General features: G+C 66.7%; 23 protein-coding genes and 1 pseudogene. 15 read left to right on the top strand and 9 right to left on the bottom strand.

What is annotated here, in order from left to right:
* Positions 1-183: 183 nt before the first annotated feature.
* The 12 genes from AC1RIF_RS20660 (at position 184) to AC1RIF_RS20605 (ending at position 12,226) form a co-directional block, all read left to right on the top strand.
* On the top strand, positions 184-372 hold the full coding sequence (locus tag AC1RIF_RS20660; protein WP_114720967.1) for a ferredoxin: 189 nt from the start codon (positions 184-186) through the stop codon (positions 370-372).
* Between the two features lie 118 nt (positions 373-490).
* Positions 491-1,402 carry a 3-oxoacyl-ACP reductase gene (locus AC1RIF_RS20655; protein WP_492603233.1) on the top strand — a complete coding sequence of 304 codons (912 nt, stop codon included), beginning with the start codon at positions 491-493 and terminating at the stop codon, positions 1,400-1,402.
* A gap of 664 nt (positions 1,403-2,066) precedes the next feature.
* A complete protein-coding gene (locus AC1RIF_RS20650; protein WP_492603232.1) occupies positions 2,067-2,831 on the top strand; it encodes an MlaE family ABC transporter permease in 765 nt (254 codons plus the stop codon).
* 20 nt (positions 2,832-2,851) lie between these two features.
* A complete protein-coding gene (locus tag AC1RIF_RS20645) occupies positions 2,852-3,703 on the top strand; it encodes an MlaE family ABC transporter permease (RefSeq protein ID WP_492603231.1) in 852 nt (283 codons plus the stop codon).
* An 11-nt stretch (positions 3,704-3,714) separates the two neighbouring features.
* Positions 3,715-4,896, top strand: coding sequence for an MCE family protein (locus tag AC1RIF_RS20640; RefSeq protein ID WP_492603230.1), 1,182 nt, complete (start codon positions 3,715-3,717; stop codon positions 4,894-4,896).
* Positions 4,896-5,930, top strand: coding sequence for an MCE family protein (locus AC1RIF_RS20635; RefSeq protein ID WP_492603229.1), 1,035 nt, complete (start codon positions 4,896-4,898; stop codon positions 5,928-5,930). Before AC1RIF_RS20640 ends, AC1RIF_RS20635 begins: the two co-directional genes overlap by 1 nt.
* Positions 5,917-6,969 carry an MCE family protein gene (locus AC1RIF_RS20630; RefSeq protein WP_492603228.1) on the top strand — a complete coding sequence of 351 codons (1,053 nt, stop codon included), beginning with the start codon at positions 5,917-5,919 and terminating at the stop codon, positions 6,967-6,969. The genes AC1RIF_RS20635 and AC1RIF_RS20630 overlap by 14 nt, the downstream gene beginning before the upstream one ends.
* Positions 6,966-8,270 carry an MCE family protein gene (locus tag AC1RIF_RS20625; protein WP_492603227.1) on the top strand — a complete coding sequence of 435 codons (1,305 nt, stop codon included), beginning with the start codon at positions 6,966-6,968 and terminating at the stop codon, positions 8,268-8,270. Before AC1RIF_RS20630 ends, AC1RIF_RS20625 begins: the two co-directional genes overlap by 4 nt.
* Positions 8,267-9,490 (top strand): MCE family protein, encoded by a 1,224-nt coding sequence (locus tag AC1RIF_RS20620; RefSeq protein WP_492603226.1) that lies wholly within the window; start codon positions 8,267-8,269, stop codon positions 9,488-9,490. The genes AC1RIF_RS20625 and AC1RIF_RS20620 overlap by 4 nt, the downstream gene beginning before the upstream one ends.
* On the top strand, positions 9,487-10,899 hold the full coding sequence (locus AC1RIF_RS20615) for an MCE family protein (RefSeq protein WP_492603225.1): 1,413 nt from the start codon (positions 9,487-9,489) through the stop codon (positions 10,897-10,899). The genes AC1RIF_RS20620 and AC1RIF_RS20615 overlap by 4 nt, the downstream gene beginning before the upstream one ends.
* A complete protein-coding gene (locus AC1RIF_RS20610) occupies positions 10,866-11,657 on the top strand; it encodes an Rv1363c family protein (protein ID WP_492603224.1) in 792 nt (263 codons plus the stop codon). Before AC1RIF_RS20615 ends, AC1RIF_RS20610 begins: the two co-directional genes overlap by 34 nt.
* On the top strand, positions 11,654-12,226 hold the full coding sequence (locus tag AC1RIF_RS20605; protein WP_492603223.1) for an Rv1363c family protein: 573 nt from the start codon (positions 11,654-11,656) through the stop codon (positions 12,224-12,226). Before AC1RIF_RS20610 ends, AC1RIF_RS20605 begins: the two co-directional genes overlap by 4 nt.
* Here the strand turns inward: AC1RIF_RS20605 and AC1RIF_RS20600 are convergent.
* The 3 genes from AC1RIF_RS20600 to AC1RIF_RS20590 form a co-directional block, all read right to left on the bottom strand.
* On the bottom strand, positions 12,213-12,605 hold the full coding sequence (locus AC1RIF_RS20600) for an IS3 family transposase (RefSeq protein ID WP_492603222.1): 393 nt from the start codon (positions 12,603-12,605) through the stop codon (positions 12,213-12,215). The two genes, AC1RIF_RS20605 and AC1RIF_RS20600, sit on opposite strands and share 14 nt — an antisense overlap.
* Positions 12,606-12,866: 261 nt before the next feature.
* Entirely contained in the window at positions 12,867-14,396 is a 1,530-nt protein-coding gene (locus tag AC1RIF_RS20595; protein ID WP_492603221.1) for an alpha,alpha-trehalose-phosphate synthase (UDP-forming), read from the bottom strand.
* 31 nt (positions 14,397-14,427) lie between these two features.
* Positions 14,428-14,601 carry a hypothetical protein gene (locus AC1RIF_RS20590; RefSeq protein ID WP_492603220.1) on the bottom strand — a complete coding sequence of 58 codons (174 nt, stop codon included), beginning with the start codon at positions 14,599-14,601 and terminating at the stop codon, positions 14,428-14,430.
* 138 nt (positions 14,602-14,739) lie between these two features.
* Between AC1RIF_RS20590 and AC1RIF_RS20585 the strand changes: the two genes are divergently transcribed.
* Both AC1RIF_RS20585 and AC1RIF_RS20580 read left to right on the top strand, forming a co-directional pair.
* On the top strand, positions 14,740-16,437 hold the full coding sequence (locus AC1RIF_RS20585; protein ID WP_492603219.1) for an ABC transporter ATP-binding protein: 1,698 nt from the start codon (positions 14,740-14,742) through the stop codon (positions 16,435-16,437).
* Entirely contained in the window at positions 16,434-18,233 is a 1,800-nt protein-coding gene (locus tag AC1RIF_RS20580) for an ABC transporter ATP-binding protein (protein WP_492603218.1), read from the top strand. The genes AC1RIF_RS20585 and AC1RIF_RS20580 overlap by 4 nt, the downstream gene beginning before the upstream one ends.
* Here AC1RIF_RS20580 and AC1RIF_RS20575 read toward each other — a convergent pair.
* Positions 18,210-19,043 carry a tyrosine-protein phosphatase gene (locus AC1RIF_RS20575; RefSeq protein WP_492603217.1) on the bottom strand — a complete coding sequence of 278 codons (834 nt, stop codon included), beginning with the start codon at positions 19,041-19,043 and terminating at the stop codon, positions 18,210-18,212. The two genes, AC1RIF_RS20580 and AC1RIF_RS20575, sit on opposite strands and share 24 nt — an antisense overlap.
* Positions 19,044-19,314: 271 nt before the next feature.
* Here AC1RIF_RS20575 and AC1RIF_RS20570 point away from each other — a divergent pair, with 271 nt between their 5' ends.
* On the top strand, positions 19,315-20,982 hold the full coding sequence (locus AC1RIF_RS20570) for a metallophosphoesterase (RefSeq protein ID WP_492603216.1): 1,668 nt from the start codon (positions 19,315-19,317) through the stop codon (positions 20,980-20,982).
* On the opposite strand, the gene AC1RIF_RS20565 is transcribed toward AC1RIF_RS20570, so the two are convergent.
* The 5 genes and pseudogenes from AC1RIF_RS20565 to AC1RIF_RS20545 form a co-directional block, all read right to left on the bottom strand.
* Positions 20,972-21,589: a beta-ketoacyl-[acyl-carrier-protein] synthase family protein gene (locus AC1RIF_RS20565; RefSeq protein WP_492603350.1), complete on the bottom strand. Its 618-nt coding sequence runs from the start codon at positions 21,587-21,589 to the stop codon at positions 20,972-20,974. The two genes, AC1RIF_RS20570 and AC1RIF_RS20565, sit on opposite strands and share 11 nt — an antisense overlap.
* Before the next feature lie 175 nt (positions 21,590-21,764).
* Positions 21,765-21,884: pseudogene (locus AC1RIF_RS20560) on the bottom strand (acetyl-CoA acetyltransferase); the annotation flags it as partial.
* 151 nt (positions 21,885-22,035) lie between these two features.
* Positions 22,036-23,517, bottom strand: a complete 1,482-nt coding sequence (locus tag AC1RIF_RS20555) for a carotenoid oxygenase family protein (protein WP_492603215.1) — start codon at positions 23,515-23,517, stop codon at positions 22,036-22,038.
* A 2-nt stretch (positions 23,518-23,519) separates the two neighbouring features.
* On the bottom strand, positions 23,520-24,047 hold the full coding sequence (locus AC1RIF_RS20550; protein WP_492603214.1) for a PaaI family thioesterase: 528 nt from the start codon (positions 24,045-24,047) through the stop codon (positions 23,520-23,522).
* 2 nt (positions 24,048-24,049) lie between these two features.
* Complete coding sequence (locus AC1RIF_RS20545; RefSeq protein ID WP_492603213.1) at positions 24,050-25,789, bottom strand: class I adenylate-forming enzyme family protein; 1,740 nt, start codon at positions 25,787-25,789, stop codon at positions 24,050-24,052.
* Positions 25,790-25,812 lie beyond the last annotated feature (23 nt).

The following is a 25,812-nucleotide window of genomic DNA, read 5'->3' as shown; positions in this document are numbered from 1 at the left end:
GCCGTGCGGCGGGCTGTCCGTCACCGAGGCGGAGCCGTGCAGCAGCCGCGTCGAGGATGGTTGTCCGAATCATTGCACAGCAGTGAAACGGGTTCTAGTCTTATCACCGAAGTCGTTGGACCACAGCCCGGTGCAACGCGCTTTCCGCGAGTCTTTCGAACGAATGTGAAATGAGGATTGGTCATGGAGGTAAGGGTCGACAGGGATCGCTGCGAGGCGAACGGCGTATGCGTCGGAATCGCTCCCGACATCTTCGATCTGGATGACGACGAGGAGTTGATCATCTCGGCTCCCGTGCCGCCGGCCGACCGGGAGGCGGACGTGCGTTCGGCGATCGCGCAGTGCCCGCGCGCTGCGTTGACCGAACACTAGACCGAACCTTGCGGCCAATGTAGAACGCGTTCTACATTGGCCGCGTCGCCGGCAGCCGCAGCGACGAGGCACCGATCGGCACCAGGCCGGTCGACGTCACGGGTACGGGAGCGCGTTCATGAGTGCAGTCAACAGTCGCGAGGTCAGCCTGGAGGGCAAGGTCGCAATCGTGACCGGCTCGGGTTCGGGCCTCGGTCGAGCCGAGGCGATCGGCCTGGCGCAGTCCGGGGCGGCGGTCGTCGTCAACGATCTCGGTATCAACGACGCGGTCGAGTCCACGCTGGACGAAATCCGCACTCTCGGTGGAAAAGTCGAGTTCGTCGCCGGTGACGTCGGGGAGCGGTCCACTGCAGACGCGCTCATGGCCGCGGCGCAGGGTCTCGGTGGCGTCGACATTGTCGTCAACAACGCGGGTATCGTCCGTGACCGCATGCTTTTCGGCATGTCCGATGAGGAGTGGGACCTCGTCCTGAAGGTCCACCTCCGTGGTCACTTCCTTCTCTCCCGCAACGCCGCCACGTACTGGCGGGACCGGTCGAAGGCGGCCGGTGCGCCCGTCTACGGCCGACTGATCAACACGTCGTCCGAGGCTGGTCTGCTCGGCCCGGCCGGGCAGCCGAACTACGGCGCCGCGAAGGCAGGTATCACGGCCCTGACGCTGTCGGCAGCGCGCGGTCTGTCCCGGTACGGCGTGCGAGCCAATGCGATCTGCCCCCGCGCCCGGACGTCGATGACGGAGTCGGTCTTCGGTGACGCCCCCGAGGGTGAGATCGATCCGCTGTCGCCCGAGCACGTCGCCGCGCTGGTGTCGTACCTCGCGTCGCCGGCCGCGGACAAGGTCAACGGTCAGGTGTTCGTCGTCTACGGCCCCATGGTCGCGCTGATGGCGGCACCGGTCGTGGAACAGCGATTCGACGCCGCCGCGCAGTGGACGCCGGCCGATCTCGCGGACGAGATGGGCGCGTACTTCGACGACCGTGATCCCGAGCGCATGTTCTCGGCGTCGGAGGCTCTCAAGGGCCTGGGCTGATCCCGCTCCGCATCGATCCGATCCCGCAACCTCCTCTGTAACGGGAGATTGCGGGATTTTCGATACATGCAGGACGAATGCGGACGAAGATGGTGCAGACGCATGCGATGCGAGGTCCGTGCGCCGGGGGATGAGGCACTGCGGGGGCGTGCCGATGCAAAACACTGTACTGGTGTCTAGAACATGTTCCAGTTCTGTCGTCGGTCGCGGCGGGACGGGTTGGTCCTGTGATGGTGTCGATGGTGCTGTGAGGCGTGAGTGGGCGCCGGGGTGGGCGGGGGTCGATCCGGTCCTCGTGGAGCGCTCCCGGTGCGATGCCCGGCGCTCGGGGGATCTTCTCGGACTTCTATCGTATGTAGTGGTCAGGCCGATTTATCGGAGCCGCGGGCGCCCCTGGGAGCCGTGGGGTCCGGAGGCGTGAGCGGCGGTGCGCGATGCCCGTCGTCGCGGCGGCCGGGCCAGTTGGAGGCGAAGGTTTCGAGTGCCGTGGATGAGGTTCTGCAACCCGGACATCAGGGACCTTTGACAGGTGAACACGTTCTAGTTAATATGACGTGGATCACAGGGCGTTTGTGCTGTTCGGGCGCTCTGGGGGAGGTGCTGTGTCGCGAGAGTGGCCGGCGCAAATGTGGACAACCATGACGAGTACGGGTGAGGAGGAAGAGTGGTCGACCTCCTCGAGGTACCCCTGAGAGCGGCCGGCGGATTCTTCGCGATGTCGGCGGACACGCTCAGGGCCGTGTTTTCACGTCCGTTCCAGCGGCGGGAATTCATCGATCAGGCATGGTTCGTGGCGCGGGTGTCGATGATCCCGACGGTGCTCGTCGCGATCCCGTTCACGGTGCTGGTGAGCTTCACGATCAACATCCTGCTGCGGGAGATCGGCGCGGCCGACCTCAGTGGCGCTGGTGCGGCACTGGGCGCAGTCACGCAGGTCGGTCCGATCGTGACGGTGCTCATCGTCGCCGGCGCCGGCGCGACCGCCATCTGTGCGGACCTCGCCGCCCGCACCATCCGCGAGGAGATCGACGCGATGCGGGTGCTCGGTATCAATCCGGTCCACCGGCTGGTGGTGCCGCGAGTCCTGGCCTCCACTGTGGTCGCACTCCTGCTCAACGGCCTGGTCTGCACCATCGGCATCCTCGGCGGGTTCCTCTTCTCCGTGTACGTGCAGGACGTCAATCCCGGCGCCTTCGTCAACGGCATCACCCTCCTCACCGGGTTCGGCGAGTTGATGATCTCGATGCTCAAGGCCGGTCTGTTCGGCATGATCGCCGGTCTCATGGCCGCGTACCTCGGAATGAACGTCCGGGGCGGCGCGAAGAGTGTCGGCGACGCCGTCAACCAGACCGTCGTTTTCTCGTTCATGGCGCTGTTCGTGGTCAACGTGCTCATCACCGCCATCGGTATCAAGTTGACGTCCGGATGAGTGACAGGGTGGTGAATTAGATGGCTCTGGTGGCATCAGGGCGATTCGTCCGCACTCGGCGGCGTCTCGCACGCACATCGCGCTCGGTGGACCGGGTCGGCGAGCAGGCCCTGTTCTTCTGGCGTGCCCTCGTGTGGGCGCCGCGCGCGCTCGTGCACTACCGGAAGGAAGTGCTGCGTCTCATCGCCGAGATCAGCATGGGCACAGGCGCACTCGCTGTCATCGGCGGCACCGTCGTCATCGTCGGATTCCTCACGCTGTTCACCGGCGGCACCATCGCAGTCCAGGGCTTCAGCTCGCTCGGAAACATCGGTGTCGAGGCGCTCACCGGCTTCTTCGCGGCGTTCATCAATGTGCGCATCGCCGCACCGGTCATCGCGGGTATCGGCCTGGCAGCCACCATCGGCGCCGGCTCCACCGCGCAGCTGGGTGCCATGCGCGTCTCGGAGGAGATCGACGCGCTCGAATCGATGGCCATTCCGTCGGTTCCGTATCTGGTGTCGACCCGTGTGATGGCCGGCATCATCGCGATCGTCCCGCTGTACTCGCTCGCGGTCATTGCATCGTTCGTGGCGAGCCGGTTCGCGACGGTCGTGCTCAACGGTCAGTCCGGCGGCGTCTACGACCACTACTTCTCCACGTTCCTGATTCCGACGGACATCCTCTGGTCGTTCGTGCAGGCGATCGTGATGGGCGTGGCCGTGATGCTGATCCATACCTACTACGGCTTCAACGCCAGCGGCGGTCCCGTCGGTGTCGGTGTCGCGGTCGGTAACGCCGTCCGAGCCTCGCTCATCGCAGTCGTGACCGTGACCCTGCTGATCTCGCTGGCGATCTACGGCCAGTCCGGCAACTTCAACCTCTCGGGATAGGCGGAGGAGCGATGCCCGAATCAAGGTGGAAGACAAAGTTTGCCGCGGCCGCGATGGTGTTCGGTCTCGTGGCGATCGTCGTGGTCGCCCTGACGATGTTCGTCGGTGGATTCACGAAGAGCGAACCGGTGACGATCACGGCCTCGCGTTCAGGCCTGGTGATGGACCCCGACGCCAAGGTCAAGCTTCGTGGTGTCGAGGTCGGACGAGTCGCTTCGATCGACGAGGTCGACGGCCAGGCCCGGCTGAAGCTGGACATGGATCCGTCTCAGCTGCACCTCATTCCGTCGAACTCGACCGTCGAGATCAAGTCGACCACGGTGTTCGGCGCCAAGTACGTCAATTTCGTCACGCCCAGCGATCCGTCGCCGAAGTCGCTACAGCCGGGTTCGGTTATCGGTGCAGAGAGCGTGACGGTGGAGTTCAACACGCTTTTCCAGAACCTGTCCACGTTGCTGCAGCAGATCGAGCCGGACAAGCTCAACGCGACGCTGGGCGCCATTTCGTCGGCGCTCAACGGGCGGGGCAACGAGCTCGGTGAGCTGCTCGGCGAAACCGACGCGTACCTGAAGAAGATGAACCCGACTCTGCCGCAACTGCAGCGGGATCTCGACGCCGCGGCCACTGTGACCAACACGTACGCCGATGTCACACCGGACCTGATGACGCTGCTCGGCAATCTGACCGCGACCAGCGGCAGCATTGTCGAGGAGCGGGAGAACCTCCGTATGACGCTGGAGAACGCGGTGGCGCTGGCGAACAACGGCAACCAGTTGCTCACCGACAACGAGGCGAATCTGACGCGGGCGCTCGAGCTGCTGGAGCCGACCACGGCACTGCTGTCGGGGTACTCACCGGCGATCTCGTGCCTCATCGTGGGTCTCAACAAGGCCCGCCCGATGGCCGAGCAGATCGAGGGCGGCGCCCAGGCAGGCTTCGCGATGAGTTCGAGCTTCCTGGGTGGCCTCGAGCCGTACACGTACCCGCGGGATCTGCCGAAGGTCAACGCCACCGGCGGTCCGAGCTGCTGGGGCCTCCCCGACTTCGATCCGAGGCGTGACGGCAACGCGCCGTTCGTCGTGACGGACAGCGCGAACACCCCGTACATGCCTGCGACGAAGACCACCATCAGCATGCCCACGCTGTTCCAGATGCTCTACGGCGGAACCCCGGTTGCGGAAGGTCAGAAGTGATGCGCGCGACCACAGTCAAGTTCCTCGCGTTCACCACCGTCATGGTGCTGATCTTCGCCGGTCTGGCAATCGTGTTCAGCCAGGCCCGATTCAGCAGCACCGACGGCTATCGTGCGGTGTTCACCAACGCGTCCGGGCTCAAGTCCGGGGAGAAGGTGCGGATCGCGGGTGTCCCGGTGGGCACGGTCAAGGGCGTCGAGGTGAACTCCGACAACCTCGCCAACGTGACGTTCGACGTCGACACGAAGTACCCGCTTCTCCAGAGCACCCGGGCCACGGTCCGCTACGAGAACCTCGTCGGCGACCGATACCTCGAACTGCTCGAAGGCGAGGGCTCGCCCGAGCCGCTCGACACGGGCGGGACCATCCCGGAGTCGCAGACAGCGCCGGCCCTCGACCTCGACCTGCTCCTGGGTGGCTTCAAGCCGCTTCTCCGCGGGCTGAGCGCAGACCAGGTCAACGACTTGAGTGGCGCGCTTCTGCACGTCCTTCAGGGGCAGGGCGGCACGTTGGTGTCGCTGCTCGGCAACACCAGTTCGTTCACCTCCACGCTCGCGGACCGGGACAAGCTGATCGGTGACGTCATCACGAACCTCAACACCACGTTGGCGACGATCAACGACAAGGGTGACCAGTTCTCGTCGACGATCGACCAGCTTCAGCAATTGGTGAGTGGGCTCGCTCAGGACCGCGATCCGATCGGAGCAGCGATCCCGAAGATCGCCACGGCGACCGGCGATCTCGCGCAGCTGCTCCAGGGCGCACGCCCCGATCTGCAGTCGACGATCGCCCACACGAGCGTTCTCGCGACGAACCTGCAGAATGGCCAGGACGACATCAACTGGGTGCTCGAGCGGTTGCCTGAGGCGTACCGGAAGCTGATCCGCACGGGCGCGTACGGCGCGTTCTTCCAGTTCTATACGTGCGAAGTGGCGTTCAAGTTCTCCGGGCCCGACGGGAAGGAGCTGCGGGTGAACCTGCCGACCACACCGCTTCAGACGACGGGGAGGTGTGCATTCGATGGCCAAGGGTGAGCGGAATCTCACGCGCATCGGCATCATCGGTGTCGCGGTCTCAGCGTGCCTTGTGCTTGCTGGACTGCAGTACGACCGACTGCCGTTCCTGTTCGGCAACGTGCGCTACGAGGCGCTGTTCGAGGACGCGGGCGGGCTTATGCCCGATGACTATGTGACGCTCGCCGGCGTCAACGTCGGCAAGGTGGAGAGCATCGAACTCGACGGTGCCGAAGTGCGGGTCGCCTTCTCGATGAACGAGGGTATTCGCCTCGGCGGCAGCACCGGCGCCGACATCAAGACCAACACGATCCTCGGACGCAAGTCGCTTCAAGTGACCTCCGAGGGCGAGGACGTCATGAAGGTCGGTAGCACCATTCCGTTGGAGCGCACCAACTCTCCATACTCGCTCAACGATGCGCTCGGGGACCTCACCTCGACCGTTGCGGATCTCGATACGAACCAGCTCAATGAATCGCTCAATGCGGTGTCGGAGACGCTCTCCGACACCCCGCCCGAATTGCGCGCCGCGCTCGACGGCGTCACTCGGCTGTCACAGAGCATCAACTCACGAGACGAGTCCCTGAAGGACCTGCTGGGCCGGGCCGAGGGCGTGACGAAGATCCTCGCGGACCGCAGCGACCAGATCAACTCGCTGATCCTCGACGGCAACCAGTTGCTCGGCGAACTCGACCGTCGCCGCAACGCGATCAGTGAGCTGATCACGAACGTCTCGTCGGTATCGCAGCAGCTCACCGGTCTGGTCCGGGACAACGAGCAGCAGATGAAGCCGACGCTTGACAAGCTCAACGCGGTCGTCGCGAACCTGCAGAACAACAAGGACAATATCGGCCAGGCGCTCGAGGGGCTGGCGCCGTACGCGCGTTCGCTGGGAGAGGCTGTCGGCAGTGGCCCGTTCTTCATGGCGTATGTCGCGAACTTCAGCGTCAGCGCGCTGACCCAGACTGCGGTCGATCAACTGTTGTGGCCAGAGCATGTGCCTCAGGACCTCGCCCAGCTTCCGCCATTGACGACCGAGCTCAAGGATCCGAACCGATGAGCGACGAACAGCAGCACATGAGTGCGAAGAAGAAGTGGCTGACGATCGGCGGCGCTGCCGTCGTGGTGGTTGCCGTTCTCGCGGCAGGGGTGATCTACCTGTTCCCCGGGCTCGGAAAGACCACCATTACGGCGCAGTTCCCGTCCACCACGGGTCTGTACGCCGGCGACGACGTCCGAGTACTCGGGGTGTCGGTCGGCTCGATCGAGAGTATCGACCCCAATGGAACTGGTGCGACGGTCGTCATGAATGTCGATCGTTCCGTCGACATCCCGGCCGACGCGAAAGCCGTCATCATCGCGCCCAGCCTCGTCGCGGCGCGGTTCGTGCAGCTGACCCCCGTGTACACGGGGGGCGAGACGATGGCAGACGGTGCTGAGATTCCGATGGAGCGCACCGCAGTTCCGGTGGAATGGGACGAAATCAAGACCGAGCTGACCAAGTTGTCGGAGGCGCTCGGCCCGCAGGGCGGTGCCGATCAGGGTTCGCTCGGCAACTTCATCGACACCGTGGGTGACAACCTCTCCGGCAACGGCGATGCACTGCGCGACACGTTGCGCGAGCTCTCCGACACAATGAAGACGCTGTCCGACGGCCGAACCGATCTGTTCGCGACGATCCGCAACCTGCAGGTCTTCGTGTCCGCATTGTCGTCGAGCAACCAGCAGATCGTGCAATTCGGCGGGCGTCTGCAGTCGGTGTCCTCGTTGCTCGCGGACACCAGCGACGAACTCGGAACGGCACTGCAGGATCTCGACGTCGCGATCGGCGACGTGAACCGTTTCGTCACCGACAACCGCGCCTCACTCACCGAGCAGGTCGGCCGGTTGGCGGACGCGACCTCGGTGCTCGTCGAGAAGCGCCCGCAACTCGAGCAGATTCTGCATGTCGCACCGAACGCGCTGGCGAACTTCAAGGACATCTACACCCCCAAACAGGGATCGGTGAACGGTGTTCTGGCTGCGAGCAACGCTAGGAACCCGATCAACATGGTCTGTGGCCTCATTGCGGGGCTCGAAACCAACGATTCGGATCGATCGGCCGACCTGTGCGCTCAGTTCCTCGGTCCGGTGCTCAACTCGATCGCGACGAACTACCCGGCCATCCTGACGCGTGTTGCAGATGCACAGGGTGCTCTGCCGGAGCAGATCGAGTTCAGTCCGCCGAGTCTTGCCGGCCAGGTGCCGGCGCGGACGCCGTTGGGACCGTCATCCTCCGAGATTGCGCCGCTCTTCACTATGCCGTCGGTCCAGGTCCCCAAGGACCTCAGCGAACTGCTCAATCCGGGAGGTGGGCGATGACCGGGAACCGCAAGCGAACCCGAGTGCTGGCCACGTCGGCCATCACCCTCACCCTCACCCTCGCCGTGACGGGCTGCGAGTGGAACGGACTCAACTCGGTTCCGTTGCCCGGCACCGAAGGCCGAGGAGATGACTCGTACACCGTTCAGGTTCAGATGCCGAACGTGACGACCATGTCGCAGAACTCACCGGTTCGGGTGAACGATGTGACGGTCGGCGCGGTGACCGGCATCGAAGTACAGGACTGGCACGCCCTCGTCACGGTGTCGCTCAACAAGGATGTGCAATTGCCGGCCAACACGACGGCGAAGATCGGGCAGACCAGCCTGCTCGGTTCGCAGCACCTCGAGTTGGCGCCCCCGGTGGGCATCGCCCCGCAGGGCACCCTGCAGGACGGGGACGTCATCCCGCTCGAGCGTGCGGGTGCCTACCCCACGACGGAGCAGACGCTGTCGTCGCTGTCGGTCGTGCTCAACGGCGGTGGCCTCGCTCAGATCAACGACATCACCCGAGAGCTCAATGCGGCATTCGACGGACGAGAGGACTCGATCCGGGACCTCCTGCCGCAACTCGACCAACTCGTCGGCAGTCTCGACGATCAGCGCACCCAGATCATCTCCGCGATGGAAGGAATCGATCGGCTCGCCGGCACCGTCAACCAGCAGACCGACACGCTGAACCGGGCCCTGGACGGCATTCCGCCCGCCCTCGAGGTGCTGGTGACCCAGCGTCAGAACCTGACGAATGCTCTCGTGGCACTGGGCAACTTCAGCGACACTGCGACGCGAGTGATCAATGAGAGCGGTGACGACCTCAAGGCTAATCTCGCCTCGCTGTCACCGTTGCTGGAGCAACTCGCCGGCACCGGCAACAACCTCACCGAGGTGCTGTCGATGATGCTGACCTTCCCGTTCACGATGAAGTACATGGATCAGGTGTTCCAGGGTGACTACGCGAACCTCAACATGATGATCGACCTGACCAACGAGCGCCTGACCAGCAATTTTATTGACAAGACGGGTCTGGGTCCGACACTCGCCGGAGTCGAGGGCGCGCTCGGGACGTTGGCAGGCACGGCCGGCCAGACCAACGATCCACTCAAGATCCCCGAGCCGAAGAAGTCCGATCTGATCCAGCCCGAGCCCAAACCTGCGACGGCGAACGATGTTCCGTCGCTGCAGATTCCTGGCCTTCCGCAACTAGGAGCGCCGACGCCATGATGCTCTCGAGATTCGTCCGAATCCAATTGGTGATCTTCTCGATCCTGACTGCCATCGGGTTGGTCGTGATGGCCACTCAATACGTGCAGTTGCCCGCTCTGTTCGGCATCGGACAGAACCGGGTGACCGTGCAGCTGCCCTCGAGTGGTGGGCTGTACGTCAACGCCAACGTCGCGTTCCGGGGCACCAATATCGGAAAGGTCGAGGACGTCGTGCTCACCGAGGACGGCGTCGACGCGAAGCTGTCCATCAGCGGCAGCTACGACATCCCCGCCGACCTCGACGCGGCGGTCAAGAGCGTGTCGGCGGTCGGTGAGCAGTACGTCGATCTGATTCCGCGTACCGATTCGGGGCCGTACCTCACCGATGGGGACGTGATTCCCGTCGATCGCACGAGTACTCCGCAGGACGTCGGCGAGATGCTCGACCAGGCGAACACCCTCGTCCAGAGCATCTCGAACACCCAGTTGCGCACCGTGGTCGACGAGTCGTTCAAGGCATTCAACGGTGCCGGTCCGGACCTGCAGCGGCTCATCGACTCGGCGCGGCTGTTCGTCCAGGAGGCCAACGCCAACTCCGACGCCACCAAGACGTTGATCGAGCAGGCCGAGGGCCTGCTCGACACGCAGGTGGTCACGAGCGACGCGATCCGGGCGTGGACCAAGGACCTGGTGACATTCTCGAACCAGTTGCGCGCCAGCGATCCTCAAATCCGTAGCGTGCTGGCGCAGACGCCGAACGCGGCGAGCGAGGCCAACGCCCTGTTCCAGGAGTTGAAGCCGACGCTGCCGCTGCTGCTCGCCAATCTGGTGAGTGTCGGCGAGGTCTCCACGATCTATCACAAGAGCATCGAGCAGGTGCTCGTGATCTATCCGCCGCTGGTGTCTTCGCTGCTGACCATCGCGATGAAGGGACCGATCGACGACGGTGCGATCGTGAACTTTGCTCTGCAGGTGAACGATCCGCCGCCGTGCACCACGGGCTTCCTCCCGGCCGACCAGTGGCGTGCGCCGAACGAGAGGACGACTCCTCCCACGCCGTCGGACCTGTTCTGCAGGGTGGCGCAGGACGACCCGACCACAGTTCGCGGTGCGCGCAACTATCCGTGTATGGAGGTTCCGGGCAAGCGGGCCGCTTCGCCCGCGGAGTGCCGCAGCGCGGCGGGATACGTTCCGCTGGGCAACAACCCGCCCAGTGGGCCGCCGCAGGATGCGTCTGTACCCTCGTACACGACGGCTCCGGCGAGCGTCGGGAGCGCGAATGTGCCTGCCACAGCGCGCCCCTATGACCCGACGACGGGCAAGTACGTCGGGCCCGACGGCCTGCTGTACTCGCAGCCGGGGCTTGCGGGAGGAACACCGAGGGAGGACACGACGTGGCAGACGATGATGACACGTCAGCAGGGCTGACACCCGACGAGCACAAGCGACCGGCGCGTCGGCGTGCCAGTCGCAGTGCGGGACCGGCGAACGGCGACGTCACCCGGCCGGCGGAGCAGGTAAGCACCGCCGGTTCGGGTACCGGCCCCACCGGCACCATCACGTTGGAGAAGAGCCGGACGCCGGTCGCGGATGCCGCGGCGACGGAGCCGCCGGGGGATTCCGCGGCGGCACCCCTTCCTGGGGCGGCGGGGGAGACTGCGTCGGACGATCGGGATTCGATCGCCTCGACCGCTCCGCGTCGGAGTCGCGGTGCGCTGGCGGCCGCGATCGCGGTGGGCCTGGTTATCGTGGCGCTTCTGGGCGTCGGTGGATGGCTGGTGTTCGAGCGGATGGCCGCCGGCGATCGTGACGCGCGGCGAGCAGCTTTCGCGGACACGGCACAGCAGACCGTCCTCAACCTCACGACGATCAAGCCGGAGACGGCCAAGGAAGATGTCGAGAAGATCCTGGCGGGGGCGAGCGGCGAGTTCAAGTCCGAGTTCGACGGCCGCGAGGATCCGTTCGTCAGCATCGTGAAGGAGGCCGGCGTGACCACAGTGGGCCGGATCGTCGCGACCGGAATCGAGAGCGACAACGACACCACCGCAAAGGTTCTCGTGTCCGCACGCGCCGACGTGACAACCCCCGACGGAACGCAGAACGGCACGCGTGACTTCCGGATGCGGGTCACGGTGATCGACGACAACGGGACGCTGACCGCTTCGAAGGTGGAGTTCGTGCCGTGACCGAGAAGAGTGTCGAGAACGAGGGTCCTGGTATGAGCATCGACGCCAGTTCGCCGCAGTCCGAGTCCGAGTCCGCGCCCGTGAAGTCCCCGCTGCCGACGGCGCTCGTCGCCGTTGCCGGCGTGGTGGTGGCAGCCTTGCTGGTGGGCGTCGGGTTCTTGGGCTGGGGTTACCTGCAGGATCGTGCCACCGAACAGGCCAGGACCGACGCGGTCCAGGCGGCGACGACTCAGGCCATGGCAATGCTGTCGTACAACTTCAACGACGTCGACCAGCAGTTGGCTGCCGCCGGTGACGGTCTCACCGGTGACTTCAGGGCCGAATACGACAAGTTGGCGAAGGAGACGATCGCGCCGGGCGCCAAGGAGAAGAAGATCACCGTCGAAGCCACGGTGCAGGCGGGGGCGATCGAATCGGCGAGCCCCGACGACGCGGTGGTGCTGCTGTACGTCAACCAGATCACCACCAGTGCCGACATGCCGGACGCCGCCACCACCGGCAGCCGTGTGCGGATGGAGATGCACAAGGAGGGCGATCGCTGGCTGACCGGGCGGCTCACGCCGGTCTAGCGATCAGCCGGATCGCCGCCCGAACGACAAATGGGCTCCCGCGTTGTGAATTGGTCCCCGATAGTTGGACTGGCAAAGTAGTGGCCTGGGCGGCGAGGGCCTGGGCCCGGTATTGCACCGGGCTCAGGCCCTCGAGCTTTGTGGAGATCCGTTCGGTGTTGTACCAGTGGATGTAGTCGTCGAGTGCGGTGGTCAGCGCCTCGATATCGAGGTATCGGGTGTGATGGAAGAGTTCGGCCTCGAGGTGGCCGAAGAAGTTCTCGATCACGGTGTTGTCGAAGCAGTTGGCCTTGCGGGACATCGATTGCGTTGCACCGGCATCGGCGAGCAGTCGCCGCCAGGATGGGTGCCGGTACTGGACTCCTTGGTCCGAGTGCACGAGCGGCGTCTGCCCGTCGCCGAGGGTCGTGAGCGCGGCGCGCAGAGAACTGTGGTCAACTGCAGGTTCGGTGACGCGCCGATCGAGTAGGCGATGATCTGCCGGTCGAACAGAACAACGCTATCGCCGCGGAGCGCTGATCTTCAGACAGTGAACTTTGTGGATACACAGAACTGCTCCCGGAAGTCGGAACTGAATTTCCCCAGTCCAACTTCCGGGGAGCAGTTCATTGCGCGGGAGCCCATTTCGTCGTTCCGAGGTCTACTCCGTGTACTCGCCGTCAGCGGGTAGCAGGGCCGGCCCGGCGACGCCCTGCCGGCCGAGTGCGTCGAGGAACGACCTGGCCCAGCGGTCGACGTCGTGGGCGAGGACCTGGCGGCGCAGGGCGCGCATGTGGCGTCGGCCGTCCTCCCGGCTCTGGTTCAGCGCTTCCTCCATCTTGTCCTTGACGTCGTCGAGGTCGTGGGGGTTGCACAGGAAGGCCTGGCGGAGTTCGGCTGCGGCGCCGGTGAATTCACTGAGAAGCAGCGCGCCGCCGAGATCGCTGCGGCACGCGACGTACTCCTTGGCGACCAGGTTCATGCCGTCGCGCAGCGGCGTCACGAGCATGACGTCGGAGGCGACGAAGAACGCGATCAGTTCGTCGCGGCCGATGGGCCGGTGAATGTAGTGCACCACCGGGCGGCCCACCTCGGCGTACTCGCCGTTGATCCGGCTGACGGTCTGCTCGATCGCCCCGCGCATCTGCACGTAGCTCTCCACGCGCTCCCGGCTGGGGGTGGCGAGCTGCACCATGACGGTGTCGGCCGGATCGACCCGGCCCTCGTTGAGCAACTCGTACAGTGCATCGAGGCGGACGTCGATGCCCTTGGTGTAGTCGAGACGGTCGACGCCGAGCATGATGCGCTTCGGGTTGCCGAGTTCCTTGCGAATCTGCTTGGCGCGGTCGCGAATCGACTTGCGGCGGGACAGCTCGTCGAGCTTGCCGGAGTCGATGGAGATCGGGAACGCACCCACCCGCACGGTGCGGAATCCGACCTGGACGACGCCGAGCTTGGACCGCACACCGACGGTGCCGCGCGAGGTCTGCTGGCCGGCGAGACGACGCGCGAGGAACATGAAGTTCTGTGCGCCGCCGGGCAGGTGGAAGCCGATGAGGTCGGCACCGAGCAGTCCCTCGACGATCTCGCGCCGCCACGGCATCTGCATGAACAGCTCGACCGGCGGGAACGGGATGTGCAGGAAGAAGCCGATGGTGAGGTCGGGGCGCAGCATCCGCAGCATCTTCGGCACCAGCTGCAGCTGGTAGTCCTGGATCCAGACGGTGGCGCCCTCGGCGGCCGCCTCGGAGGTGGCCTCGGCGAAGCGCCGGTTCACCTCGACGTAGGCGTTCCACCATTCACGCCGGTACTCCGGCTTGACGATGACGTCGTGGTACAGCGGCCACAGGGTGGCGTTGGAGAAGCCCTCGTAGTAGTCCGCGACCTCTTGAGAGCTCAGCGGCACGGGGTACAGGTCGAGGCCGTCCTCGACGATCGGGTCGAGGTCCACGTCGGGGACGCCGGGCCAGCCGACCCAGGCGCCCTTGTTGTTGCGCAGGATCGGCTCGAGGGCCGTGACGAGCCCGCCGGGGCTGCGCTTCCAGCGCGTGGAGCCGTCCGGCAACTTCTCGAGATCTACCGGGAGACGGTTCGCGACGACGACGAAGTCGGATCCTCCGCGCTCCGTGTCATCGGAGTATGCGCCCGCAGCGCCCTCGGAACTGGTCGATAATTCCGAAGGCTCAGCCACGGATTCCTACTCTTTCCTCAGTCGTCGTTCGTCAGTCGAGCTTCGCGATCGGTCCGATGCCGAGCATCGAGAGCAGCATGCGGCACTCGTCGGCGTCCGTGGCATACGCAGCGACGACGCGCTGGGCCTGCCGGGCGGTCTCGTCGGCTACGGGCTCGAGGTCCTCGTCCGCGATCTCGTTCTCGGCGGTCGTCTTCGCGGCCATCTTGTTCCTTCCGGCTTGCTGCTACTTCACGAGCAGGTAGTTCCTGACTGCGACTCTATGAGAACTGCCCCGGTCAGCGCCACTCACCACCCGGTTAGGGTCTACTAACACATGCTGTTTTCGAGGGCTGGAGGGTTGATGGCAGGTGGTGCCGCGGTGCTGCGCCGCACGTTGACACGGAATCGTGCGCGTCTGATCGCGGGCACGCTGCTGGTGAGCCTGCATCAGGTGGCGGAAACGGCGGTGCCGATCGCGATCGGCGTGATCGTCGACCGGGCGATCGAGACCGGGGACGTGACCGCGCTGGTGGTGTGGCTGGCGGCGCTCGCCGTGCTGTTCGTGGTGCTCACCTCGGCGTGGCGTTTCGGTGCTCGATTCATCGTCGTCGCGGTCCAGCAGGAGGCACACCGGCTCCGTGTCGAGGTCGCCGGCCGGATCCTCGATCCGCGCGGGGTCCGCACCGACCTGCGGGCGGGTGAACTGTTGACGGTGTCGACGTCCGACGCGGACCGGGAGGCCTGGATCCTCGACGTCGTCCCGCGCGTCGCGGCCGCGCTCACCGCACTGATTGCGTCTGCGATCGCGCTGCTGTGGATCGACGTGCCGCTGGGTCTGGCGGTGCTGATCGGCACGCCGGTCGTGCTCGGTCTGCTGCAGCTGGCGGCGCCGTTGATCATCCGGCGGGCGACGGCCCAGCAGGAGACGACGGCGCGGGCAGTGGGCATGGCGACCGATCTGGTCAGCGGTCTGCGGCCGCTGCGGGGTGTCGGTGCGGAGGCGACCGCGGCGCAGCGTTACCGGGAGGTCAGCCGGGGCGCGCTGGCCGCGACGATACGGGCGGCGAAGGCGACCGGGGTGTTCGTCGGGGTGTCGACGACGGTCAGCTCGCTGCTCGCCGTGGCGGTCGCCGGGTTCGCCGGCTGGTTCGCCCTCGACGGCCGCATCTCGGTCGGCGAACTGATCACCGTCGTCGGGCTCGCGCAGTTCATCTCCGAACCGCTCGGCATGCTCGCCCGGGTGCCCGGTCTCTACGCGAACGCGCGGGCGTCGGCCGATCGTCTCGCACTGGTGCTCGACGCCGACCCGCTGCTGCCGAGCGGGACCGTCGAGCCGTCCGGTGCGAGCGACGTGCGGCTGCGGTCGGTCGCGTACCGGTCCCTCGACGACGTCACGCTCGACGTCGCGCCGGGGGAGTTGCTCGGGATCGTTGCGTACCGGCCCGAGGATGCCGAGTCGCTCGCCGAGGTCCTGTCGGGGCAGGTGCCGTCCGACCGGCGCGACGGTGAGGTGCGGATCGGCGGCGTCGACGTCACCGAGTTGGGTCTGACGCACGCGCGCCGCACGGTCCTCGTCGAACCGCACCACACCGATCTGTTCGCGGGCACCGTGCACTCCAATGTCACGGCCGGGGCCACGGACGCCGACCACGACGCGGTCCAGCACGTGCTGCGGGCGTCAGCCGCCGTCGACGTCGTGGACGCGCATCCGGACGGTCTCGATCACGAGGTCACCGATCGCGGTGCGAGTCTGTCGGGTGGTCAGCGGCAGCGGGTCGCGCTCGCCCGGGCGCTGGCCACACAGGCCCCGGTGCTGGTGCTGCACGATCCCACCACCGCGGTCGACGCCGTCACCGAGCACACGATCGCCGCCGGCGTCGCGGACAGCCGGCACGGCGGCACCCGCGCGCACTCCACGATCCTCATCACCAGCAGCCCGGCACTGCTGTCCGTCACCGACCGCGTGGTGGTCCTCGCCGACGGCCGCGTTGCCGCGGAGGGCACCCATGCCGGGTTGTCGGCCACCGACGAGAACTACCGGAAGGCGGTACTGCGATGAGCGCCTCGGAACAGCGGCTGCTGCCGATCGCGTCGGCGTCGGAGAGCTGGCGCTGGCTGCGCGGTGAACTGGGCCGACGCAAGGGCCTGGCGACGCTGACCCTGCTCGTCGGGCTGATCGCTGCCGCGGCCGCGGTGGTCCCGGTGTACGTGTTCGGTGTCCTCGTCGACCGCGTGCGCGAGGGTGCCCCGGCGTCGACGATCGTCGGTGTCGTCGCGGTGATCACGGCCGCCGCGGTCGTGGCCGGCGCGCTGACCGGGCTGGGCTCGTATCTCATCGCGCGACTGGGCGAGGGCACGCTGGCGGGACTGCGGGAGCGGGTGGTGGCGCGGGCGCTGCGGCTGCCGATCCCCACGGTCGAGCGCGTCGGCAAGGGCGATCTGCTCTCCCGCGTCGGCGACGACGTCGCGGTGATCGGCAAGGCCGTCGCCGACGTCGTGCCGAGCCTGGTCTCGGCGCTGCTGCTGGTGGTGCTGAGTATGGTGGCGATGCTCGGGATCGACTGGCGGCTGGGCCTGGCGGGGATGGTCGCGCTACCGATGTACGTGCTCGCGCTGCGCTGGTACCTGCCGCGGTCGGGCCCGCTCTACGCCGAGGAGCGCGTCGCGATGGGGCGGCGCTCGCAGGCGTTGATCAGCAGCATGCAGGGCGTGCGCACGGTCCGCGCGTACGGCCTCGAAGACCGCCACCTCGCGGACATCGACCGGGCGTCGGCGGACGCGCGCAACGTCGCAGTCGGGGTGTTCGGGCTGTTCACCCGCTTCGCCGGGCGGGGCAACCGCGCCGAGTACGTGGGGCTGGCGGTGATCCTCGCGGCCGGGTTCGTCCTCGTGAGGCAGGACGTCGTCACCGTCGGTCAGACCACCACGGCGGCCCTGCTGTTCCATCGACTGTTCAACCCGATCGGCACGCTGCTCTACACGTTCGACGAGGTGCAGTCTGCCGGTGCGAGTCTCGCCCGGCTGATCGGCGTGCTGCGCATTCCGGAGGCGGACGAGCCCGACGCGGGCGCCGACCCGGCCGACGCGTCACTCGAGCTGATCGACTTGCGGCACAGCTACGACGGCGGCCACGAGGTGCTGCACGGGGTGAGTGTGCGGATCGAGCCGGGGGAGCGGGTGGCGCTGGTCGGTTCCACGGGCGCCGGCAAGACGACGCTCGCGGCGCTGGCGGCGGGTTCGCTGCTGCCGACGTCGGGCACGGTGCGGATCGGTGGCGTGCCGATCGCCGACCTGGGTGACCGACTGCGGCGTCACGTCGCGATCGTCAGCCAGGAGGTGCACGTGTTCGCGGGGCCGTTGATCGAGGACCTGCGCCTCGCCCGGCCGGACGCGACCGTGGACGAGGTCACCACCGCACTCGACACGGTCGGGGCGCTGGCATGGGTGCGCGCGCTCGACGCCGGTCTCGACACGGTGGTGGGCGAGGGCGGCCACGTACTGACGGCGGCGCAGGCACAGGAGCTGGCACTGGCCCGGCTGGTGCTGGCCGATCCGCCGGTCGCGGTCCTCGACGAGGCGACCGCCGAGGCCGGCAGCGCCGGGGCCCGCGAACTGGAACGGGCCGCCGACGCTGCGACCTTCGGCCGGACGACACTCGTGGTGGCGCACCGCCTCACCCAGGCCGCAGCCGCCGACCGCGTCGTGGTGCTCGAGCACGGCCGGATCGTGGAACAGGGCACACCCGCCGAATTGGTCGGTGCGGGTGGGCGTTACGCGCAGCTGTGGGTGGCCTGGCAGGGGACCGGCCCGAATGCGCAGCAGGGCGTCGGGTCAGACCAGCAGCTTCGCGCGTAGGGCGTCGATGGTCTGCTGTTCGACTCCGAGTCCCTCGCGCACGTAGTTCTCGACGTTGCCGTAGAGCCGATTCACCTGAGCGAAGGACGCGTCGAGCCAGGACTTCTCGACGGCGTCGGAGCGGCCGAGGTAGGTGTTGCTGGCGAGGAAGTCCGCGTACACGGTCTCCTTCGGGACGCCGAGCAGTGTCAGCAGTATCGCGGTGCCCCAGCCGGTACGGTCCTTGCCGGCGCTGCAGTGGTAGACGGTGGCACCGTCGGTGTTGCCGGCGATCGCGGTCAGCAGGTCGCGGAACGCGACGTCCGAGCCGCGATAGGTGACCATGAACGGGTAGCCGATGGACTGCCCGACGTCCGACGATCCGTTGACCGCCGCGTCGATCAGCGCGCGGCCCAACGTGAGCGGCACGAACTCGTGGAACGCGATCCCGTGCTCGAAGGAGACGACGTCGGCCACTTGGTAGCGGACGCCCTCCGGGATCCGGTCGGGGTCGTCCTTGCGCTCCCACTTGTTTCGCAGGTCCACGTCGAGGGTGACGTTCGCGCCGGTGAGCTTCGCGAGGTCGGCGTCGGTGAGTGAACTGAGCCGGTTCGAGCGGAACACCAGGCCGGTGCGGACCTGCTTGCCGTCCGTGGTCTCGTAGCCACCGATGTCGCGGAAGTTCTTCGCACCCTCGAGCCGGATCGCGGGGGTGGTGTCGGTGTTCGGGTCGGCGCTCGCGAGCGGCGCGGCGAGCACGGGCGCGACCAGGGCGAGCAGGCCCAGGATCAGTAGGAGAAGTCGATTGACGGCGGAACGAGTCGATCCCATGGGTCCTCGCGACTGGCTTCGGGCGCGAGTGGCCCGGTGCCTCTCGCTGATTCGGTGGGAGGGTAGCCGTTTCGAAGCGGTGACAGCAGGCGAATCGTCGAACCGCTCGTTCGTTCGCGACACCCGGCGGCAGATGCGGCCGATGTTCACGTGTCCTTCATCGGGCGGCCAACCGGGGCGCACCTGCCACTACCCGGGGCCGCCTAGCTTGATTGGTCCAGACCAATTACCGGATCGGGTCTGGTGACCGCGCCGAAGACAAGGAATCCTCGTGAGACGCAAAACTCTTGTGATTGCCGCCGTGACCGCGGCGCTCGCCGCCCCGGGCGTCGCCCAGGCGGAGCCCGCGTGGGGCAGCACCGGAAGCCTCGGCCCCGCATGGGGCAGCTCCGCCGGACCGGACGACGCACCGCCGGCCGCACCCGGCGTCAGCGTTCCCGGCGGACGGTACGAGCACCCCGTCGAGCTGAAGTTCGATACCGAACGGGGAGCAACCGTCCGCTACACGCTCGACGGCACGACCCCGACCCGGGACAGCCTGGCCTACAAGCCGGGTCGTCCGCTGAAGATCGCGGAGGACACGAACGTCACCGCCGTCGCGTTCCGCGGCGACCACGCGAGCGCCGCAGTCTCGTTCGGGTACCTGATCAGGACCACGGAGAAGCCGATCGCCGAGATCGTGGTGATGTCGGACGTCCACGTCGGCGACTACGAGAACAACACCAAGAAGTACGAGAGCTTCTTCGACACCATCGGATCGATCTTCCCGAAGCCCGACGCGATCCTGTCCAACGGCGACATGATCAACGACAACTGGAACGGCAAGGGGCCGGACCACAAGATCGTCTCGCGGATCTTCCAGGAGAACCTCGACCGCAAGGGCATGGCCGACACCCAGGTGCTCATGTCCTACGGCAACCACGACGCGTACCTCGACGACGTCCGGGCAGGCTACCCGCGGGAGTGGTTCCCGGATTCCGGTGGGGGCTACTACGAATCGAACGTCAACGGCGTGCACGTGCTCACGCTGAACACGGAGACGTACAACAACGACACGGCGCAGCGAGACTGGTTGAAGGGCAGGCTCACCGAGATCACCGCCGATCCGGCGAACCTCACCGAGCCGATCCTCGTCCAGGGGCACCGCCCCACCACCGGGACCGCGATGGACGGACAGCAGGCGTCCAACCCGCGTCTGGCCGAGGACCTGAAGGCATTCCCTCAGGTGATCTACTTCTCCGGCCACTCGCATCTGAACAACAACGACGACCGGTCGATCCACCAGCGTGACTTCACGGCGGTGAACGACGGTTCGATGTCGTACATCGAGTTCGACCGTGGTTACCAGATGGTCACCGAGACCGGTCTCGCGAACCGCTTCGAGTCGCCGACCTCGCAGGCACTCTTCGTCGAGGTCTACCAGGACCGCGCGGAGATCAGCCGGATCAACATGGCCGCCGACAAGCACGACATCTACACCGGTGGGCAGTGGTCCGCGAACTGGCAGCCGCCGTACTCGAGCGCGGGCACCCTCAGCGGCTCGAGCTGGACCGTGGAGTTGGAGGGATCGACGAGCCCGCAGATCAAGGACAACTTCCGCTACACGTCCGCCGCACGCAACACTGTCGCACCGGAATTCTCCTCGCCCACACCGCTGTCCGCGGTAACGGGACCGGACGGCGCGACCGCCGTGCGGATCGAGCAGGCCCGTGACGACCAGATGGTCCACCACTACCGCGTCGACATCACGGACACGACGTCCGGCACGAAGGTCGTCTCGTCCAAGGTCCTCTCGGACTTCTACTTCATGCCGCGCCCCAACTCCCTGGACATCCCCGTCCCGGACGCGGTGGTGGGCAACGCGTACGACGCCGAGGTCGTGGCGGTGGACGCGTACGGCAACGCGTCCCCTGCGGTGACGCTGACCTTCACTCGCTGACCGTCGATCGGAACGATCCGGAGTGGCGGACGAGAGCGCCCGCCACTTCGGATCGGGCCGGACGGCCGCGCGCCGAGCCCCGATCCGGAGAGTGTGGCGCTGTGGGTGCTCGTCCACCGCATTTCGCGCTCAGCGGGTACCTCGGACGACGACCGTGGACACCGCGGTCGTGAACGATCCACCGATGTTCACGGTGAGGGCGCGTCGGGCGATGCTCGAGTGTGACCAGACCGTTGATGGTGAAGTAGTCGTGGATCTCGGCGACGTCCAGGTCGGCTACCCCTGCTATCCCCGCGCGCCGGTATGCGTCCTCGACGGTGCCGTGTAGATGCGGGAAGAGGTAGTTCCGGTCGGCGCTCTGGGTGATCTTGTCCGCGAGCAGCAGGGTCGCGGTGCGGTGGCCGAACCCTGCAATGGTCGCCTCCTGGTCGAGGTCGGCGCCCGTCCGCTGTGCCCATTCTCGAGCAAACGTCGGCCCTGCCGGCACTACGGCGGCACCGCCGTCGGTGATACGTCCGCAGTCGGTCTTGCGGAGCATCCCCTCCACCGTGGGGTTCACCTCGTCGTTCACGTCGAAGGATCCAGCCGGGAACACCCAGATGCGCATGATCGAGGCCGTAACGCCGGTCGTACTCCCGCGCGATGTCGGCGAAGCGCACGGGCCACGGATACTTCACGCCCGGCGCCTCCCGAACCGCCCACGCCGCGTAACCCAAGTACTCGGCGGCCTTCTGCGCGGACACATTTCGCATCAACTCGACCCCGACGACCAGTGCCACGTCGTAGCGGCCGGACTCGATGTCCGCACATGCGGCGAGTACTGCCGTGCTGCCGGAGGCGCAAGCCGCTTCGTGCCGTGTACTCGGTAGGCCGTCGAGTCCCGGTACGGCTGCAACCACCATGCCGCCGAGTTGGGCCTGTCCTGCGAAGAGTTCTCCGGCGAAGTCGGTCTGGGCTCCTCCGAGCACGTAGACGGGGTCCGTCATCTGATTCTCCTGTGGTCCGCGGGTTGACGCGCCCTCGGCCCGACCACACGGGCCGAGGGTCCTTCTTCTACGCGCGGGCCTCGGCCAACTGATCGGCACGCACCCAGGTGGCATGGAAGCCGGAGGGAACCCGGCGCGGCAGCAACACCCGCGCGATCGGTCCCGCCGCGACGTCCTGGGCGTCGAAGATGTCGATCTCGCCCCGGTCCTCGGCCTCGTCGTTGACGAAGCAGACCAGGTAGCCGTCGGTCTCTCCGGTCGATCCGTCACGCGGCGCGAAGGGGGCCTCCGAACCCCAACGGCCGGAACCGAACTTGTGCTCCTCCTTGGTGCCGGTCAGCGAATCGAAGCGGACGAGACCGTCGAAGAGCAGGGTCGGCTCGTTGCCGAGGCTCATGCTGTACGAGTACCGGTGCGAGCGGCCCATCACCCTCGAATCCACGCTGGGGAACTCGATGTTGGCATTGTCGAGTTCGGTCTCGACTGTGGTGCCGGTGCGCAGGTTGAACCGATACCGGTAGAGCTGCGCGTCGAGTCGCATGTACGCGAGCATGTTCGACAGCGGTGAGGCGAAAGTCGTCTGGTGCTGCGGGTTCTTCACCCGGCACACGTCCATGACGATCTCGTCGCCCTCTTCCCACGAATTGACGACGTGGTAGATGTAGCAGGGCTTGACCTCGAACCAGCGCACGTCGGTGCCACTCCCGTGACGCGGGATGACCGCGAAACGAGCGGGGAGTTCCTGATCGTAGAAGATCCGGTACTTGCCGGCCCGGCGCGCGTCGTGATCCTGCACCAGCGGCAGGTCCATGAGAATCGAGTAGTTCTCGGTGATCCCGATGTCGTGCGGAAGTCGCGGACCCGGCAGATCGATCTGCGTGAGGTGCGTCTGACGACCGTCGGCGCCGATGATGCCGTAGCCCAGGAAGTCCTGGTCGGGCCCGTAGTCGAACCAGATCAGTTCGCCGGTGGCCTCGTCGACCTTGGGGTGTGCCATCATGTCGCCGGCAAGAGTCCCCAGGAAATCCTGTGCACCAAGAGTTTCCAAGGACAGCGGGTCCACGGCGTAGGGAGTCCCGCAGAGGTACCACGTCGCCAGGACCTGGCCGCGGTGGTAGATGACGTCGGTGTTGGCGGAATCCTTGATCCCGAGACCGTGTCCGTTGCCCCACGGGTTGTCCTTCGGGTTCTCCATGAGTCCGGTCCACAGGGCGCGGCCCGCATCCGACTCCTCGTGGAACGCCTTGGTCCGGACGTAGCGGTTGCGGTACCGCACCTTCCCGTTCTCGAAGTGGGCGGCGTGAATCATGCCGTCGCCGTCGAACATGTGATAACGGCCCGACGCCTCGAACTGCCGGTTCGGGCCGTTGCGGAGGTACACACCGTTGAGGTCCTTGGGGATCTCACCGATGACGGTGAGGTCGTCCAGCGTGAGTTCGTCGTCGACGGGTGCGAACACCCCGAGGGTGTACGGGTTGTCGTCGATGGCGTCGACCGGGCGCGCGACGGCAACGAGGTCGCCGCTCGCACCGGGCTGAGGGGAAGTCATGGCTACTCCGCTTCGGTGGTGTGGAGGGTGGGTCGAGTGGATGAATGTTGTTGCGGTGACGCGGGGTGCAGCACCATCTGGGTGCATCGGAAGAGCGCGATCGTGATCCCCGCGTTGTCGCGGACCGTGGCGTCCCACACCTGGGTGCGCCGTCCGCCGTGGATGAGTGTCGCCGCCACGGTGACGGTTCCGGACCGTGCGGTTCCGAGATAGTTCGTCTTGAGTTCGAGTGTGGTGAATCCGGATGCCTCGGCGGGCAGCGCCAGCCGCGCGCCGACACCGCACACGGTGTCGGCCAAGGCCACGACGGTGGCCGCGTGCAGGTATCCGTTCGGCGCCAGCAACTCTTCGCGAACGGTGAGTTCGCCGGTGACCGCTGTCGCCGTCGCCTCGATGATGCGCATACCGACCAGACCGGGGAACCGCCCCTCGAGCATCGCGGTCATCTCGGCGGCGATGTACCCGCCGGAGCCGGTCGGCGTCTCTCGCGGCATGCCGACCGGTGCGCCGCCGACATCTGGTGATCCCATGGTCAGCCGACCTTCGCGACCGCGCCGCGAAGGTCGCGACGCTGCAACTTTCCTACCGGGTTCCGGGGGAGTTGCTTGACCGTGACCAGCCGCTCGGGCAGCTTGAACGATGCCACCTCCTTCGCGCGCAGGAAGCTCACCAGGTCCTCGAGGGCGAGCTCACCTCCGGTCGTGGGAACGACCACCGCGCAGCACTTCTCGCCGAGAACATCGTCGTGGTACCCGACGATCGCCACGTCGGCGACGGCGGGATGCTCGATGAGGATCCCCTCGATCTCGGCCGGAGCGATGTTCATCCCGCCCCGGATGATGATCTCCTTGCTCCGGTCGACGAACCTGAGGTACTCGCCGTTCTCTCCGCAGAGCTCGAAGATGTCTCCGCTGCAGAGGTATCCGTCCTCGTCGAACGGGCTCGAAGCCGCGGTTCCCTCGAGGTAGCCGGCGAAGATGGTCGGTCCCTTGAGTCGGAGTTCGCCGCGCCCACCGACCTCGGTGACCTGCTCACCGGTCGCCAGATCCACCAGGCGCGCCGACGTGCGCTCGGCCACCTCGGTGGCCCACGACCTGTCCGGTGCGCCGTAGTTCGGCAGGTACTCGGCCCGGATCAACGGGTCCGGCGTGTCCGACGGGGCGCCGAGCATGCACACGCCCTCGTTCGACCCGAAGAAGTTGAGCACCTCGACGCCGAGCGAGTACTGCCAGTCACGCACGACGCCGGGGGGCAGCGGAGCACCGCCCGACCCCACCCGGCGGAGCGCCGACAGGTCGTGTGCGGTCCGAAGGTCCTCGCGTTGCAGCAGCATGGTCAGGATCGCGGGCGGCATGCTGGTGTGGGTGACCCGATAACGCTGGAGCTGATCGAGATACACGGCCATGTCCAGCGGGTGATGGTGGATCAGGTGGCCGCCGCCGAGCAGCCACGGCAGTAGCGACGTCGCGAACCCGGCCATGTTGACCATCGGGAACGGGTTGAGCATGACGGACGCAGTGTCGGTCTCGAGGCCGTCCTGGACCGCCTGGCCGACCGCGATCCAGTCACCGTGGCAGCGCGGCACGCCCTTGGGGGCCGCCTCGGTGCCGCTGGTCCAGCAGATGGTGATGCAGTCGTTCACCGATCGGGGCAGTGCCGTGTAAAGGCGTCGCACGGCGTCGAGCGATTCGTCGGTGGCAGGGGCCGCGTCCAGAGGCCTGGCGCCGCTCGAGGCGGCCGGGCCGAAGGTGAACACGGTGCGCAGTGAGGGCAGCTCGTCGATCAGGTCGAGCGACTCCTCGGACGGGGCGCGGTCGCCGAAGGTACTGACGGTGACCACCGCGACGGCCGAGGCGGATTCGACGATTCGGGTCAGTTCGTGCCGCCGGTACGAGGCCGGCATCGGGGCCGCGATCGCTCCGAGACGCCACAGGGCGAAGTAGGTCGCGGTCAGGGCGACGGAGTTGGGCATCAGCACCGCCACGACATCGCCGGGACCGATACCCGATTCGTGCAGCTTGGCGGCGAGGTCGTCGACGCGCGAGTCGAGTTCCTGCCAGTTCAGTGCCTCCGGTTCGATTCCGCACAGCGCGGGCAGGTTCGTCGGATCGGTCACTGCCGGGGCGTCGCCGCGGCTTCGGATCTGGTTGTCGAGGAGGTCCAGCACGGTCAGCGGCGACCACCAGCGGTGTTCGAGGTAGTCGTCGACACGACTGTCGGGATGGCACGGGCGTAAACGGTTGGCGGCGTGGCCTTCCGAGATGGCGTTCATGGCGTCCTTTCGTGCAGTGGTCT

Source organism: Prescottella sp. GW823-FHT02E09 (assembly GCF_058797375.1).
This window is presented reverse-complemented; position numbering and strand designations above follow the sequence as displayed.

Coding starts and splice junctions, on each gene's coding strand:
- AC1RIF_RS20625 (WP_492603227.1), top strand. CDS start 6,966: ATGAGCGACGAACAGCAGCACATGAGTGCGAAGAAGAAGTGGCTGACG.
- AC1RIF_RS20655 (WP_492603233.1), top strand. CDS start 491: ATGAGTGCAGTCAACAGTCGCGAGGTCAGCCTGGAGGGCAAGGTCGCA.
- AC1RIF_RS20615 (WP_492603225.1), top strand. CDS start 9,487: ATGATGCTCTCGAGATTCGTCCGAATCCAATTGGTGATCTTCTCGATC.
- AC1RIF_RS20635 (WP_492603229.1), top strand. CDS start 4,896: ATGCGCGCGACCACAGTCAAGTTCCTCGCGTTCACCACCGTCATGGTG.
- AC1RIF_RS20555 (WP_492603215.1), bottom strand. CDS start 23,517: ATGACTTCCCCTCAGCCCGGTGCGAGCGGCGACCTCGTTGCCGTCGCG.
- AC1RIF_RS20575 (WP_492603217.1), bottom strand. CDS start 19,043: ATGGGATCGACTCGTTCCGCCGTCAATCGACTTCTCCTACTGATCCTG.
- AC1RIF_RS20645 (WP_492603231.1), top strand. CDS start 2,852: ATGGCTCTGGTGGCATCAGGGCGATTCGTCCGCACTCGGCGGCGTCTC.
- AC1RIF_RS20580 (WP_492603218.1), top strand. CDS start 16,434: ATGAGCGCCTCGGAACAGCGGCTGCTGCCGATCGCGTCGGCGTCGGAG.
- AC1RIF_RS20640 (WP_492603230.1), top strand. CDS start 3,715: ATGCCCGAATCAAGGTGGAAGACAAAGTTTGCCGCGGCCGCGATGGTG.
- AC1RIF_RS20545 (WP_492603213.1), bottom strand. CDS start 25,789: ATGAACGCCATCTCGGAAGGCCACGCCGCCAACCGTTTACGCCCGTGC.
- AC1RIF_RS20660 (WP_114720967.1), top strand. CDS start 184: ATGGAGGTAAGGGTCGACAGGGATCGCTGCGAGGCGAACGGCGTATGC.
- AC1RIF_RS20550 (WP_492603214.1), bottom strand. CDS start 24,047: ATGGGATCACCAGATGTCGGCGGCGCACCGGTCGGCATGCCGCGAGAG.
- AC1RIF_RS20565 (WP_492603350.1), bottom strand. CDS start 21,589: ATGCGCATCTGGGTGTTCCCGGCTGGATCCTTCGACGTGAACGACGAG.
- AC1RIF_RS20590 (WP_492603220.1), bottom strand. CDS start 14,601: ATGGCCGCGAAGACGACCGCCGAGAACGAGATCGCGGACGAGGACCTC.
- AC1RIF_RS20630 (WP_492603228.1), top strand. CDS start 5,917: ATGGCCAAGGGTGAGCGGAATCTCACGCGCATCGGCATCATCGGTGTC.
- AC1RIF_RS20585 (WP_492603219.1), top strand. CDS start 14,740: ATGGCAGGTGGTGCCGCGGTGCTGCGCCGCACGTTGACACGGAATCGT.
- AC1RIF_RS20620 (WP_492603226.1), top strand. CDS start 8,267: ATGACCGGGAACCGCAAGCGAACCCGAGTGCTGGCCACGTCGGCCATC.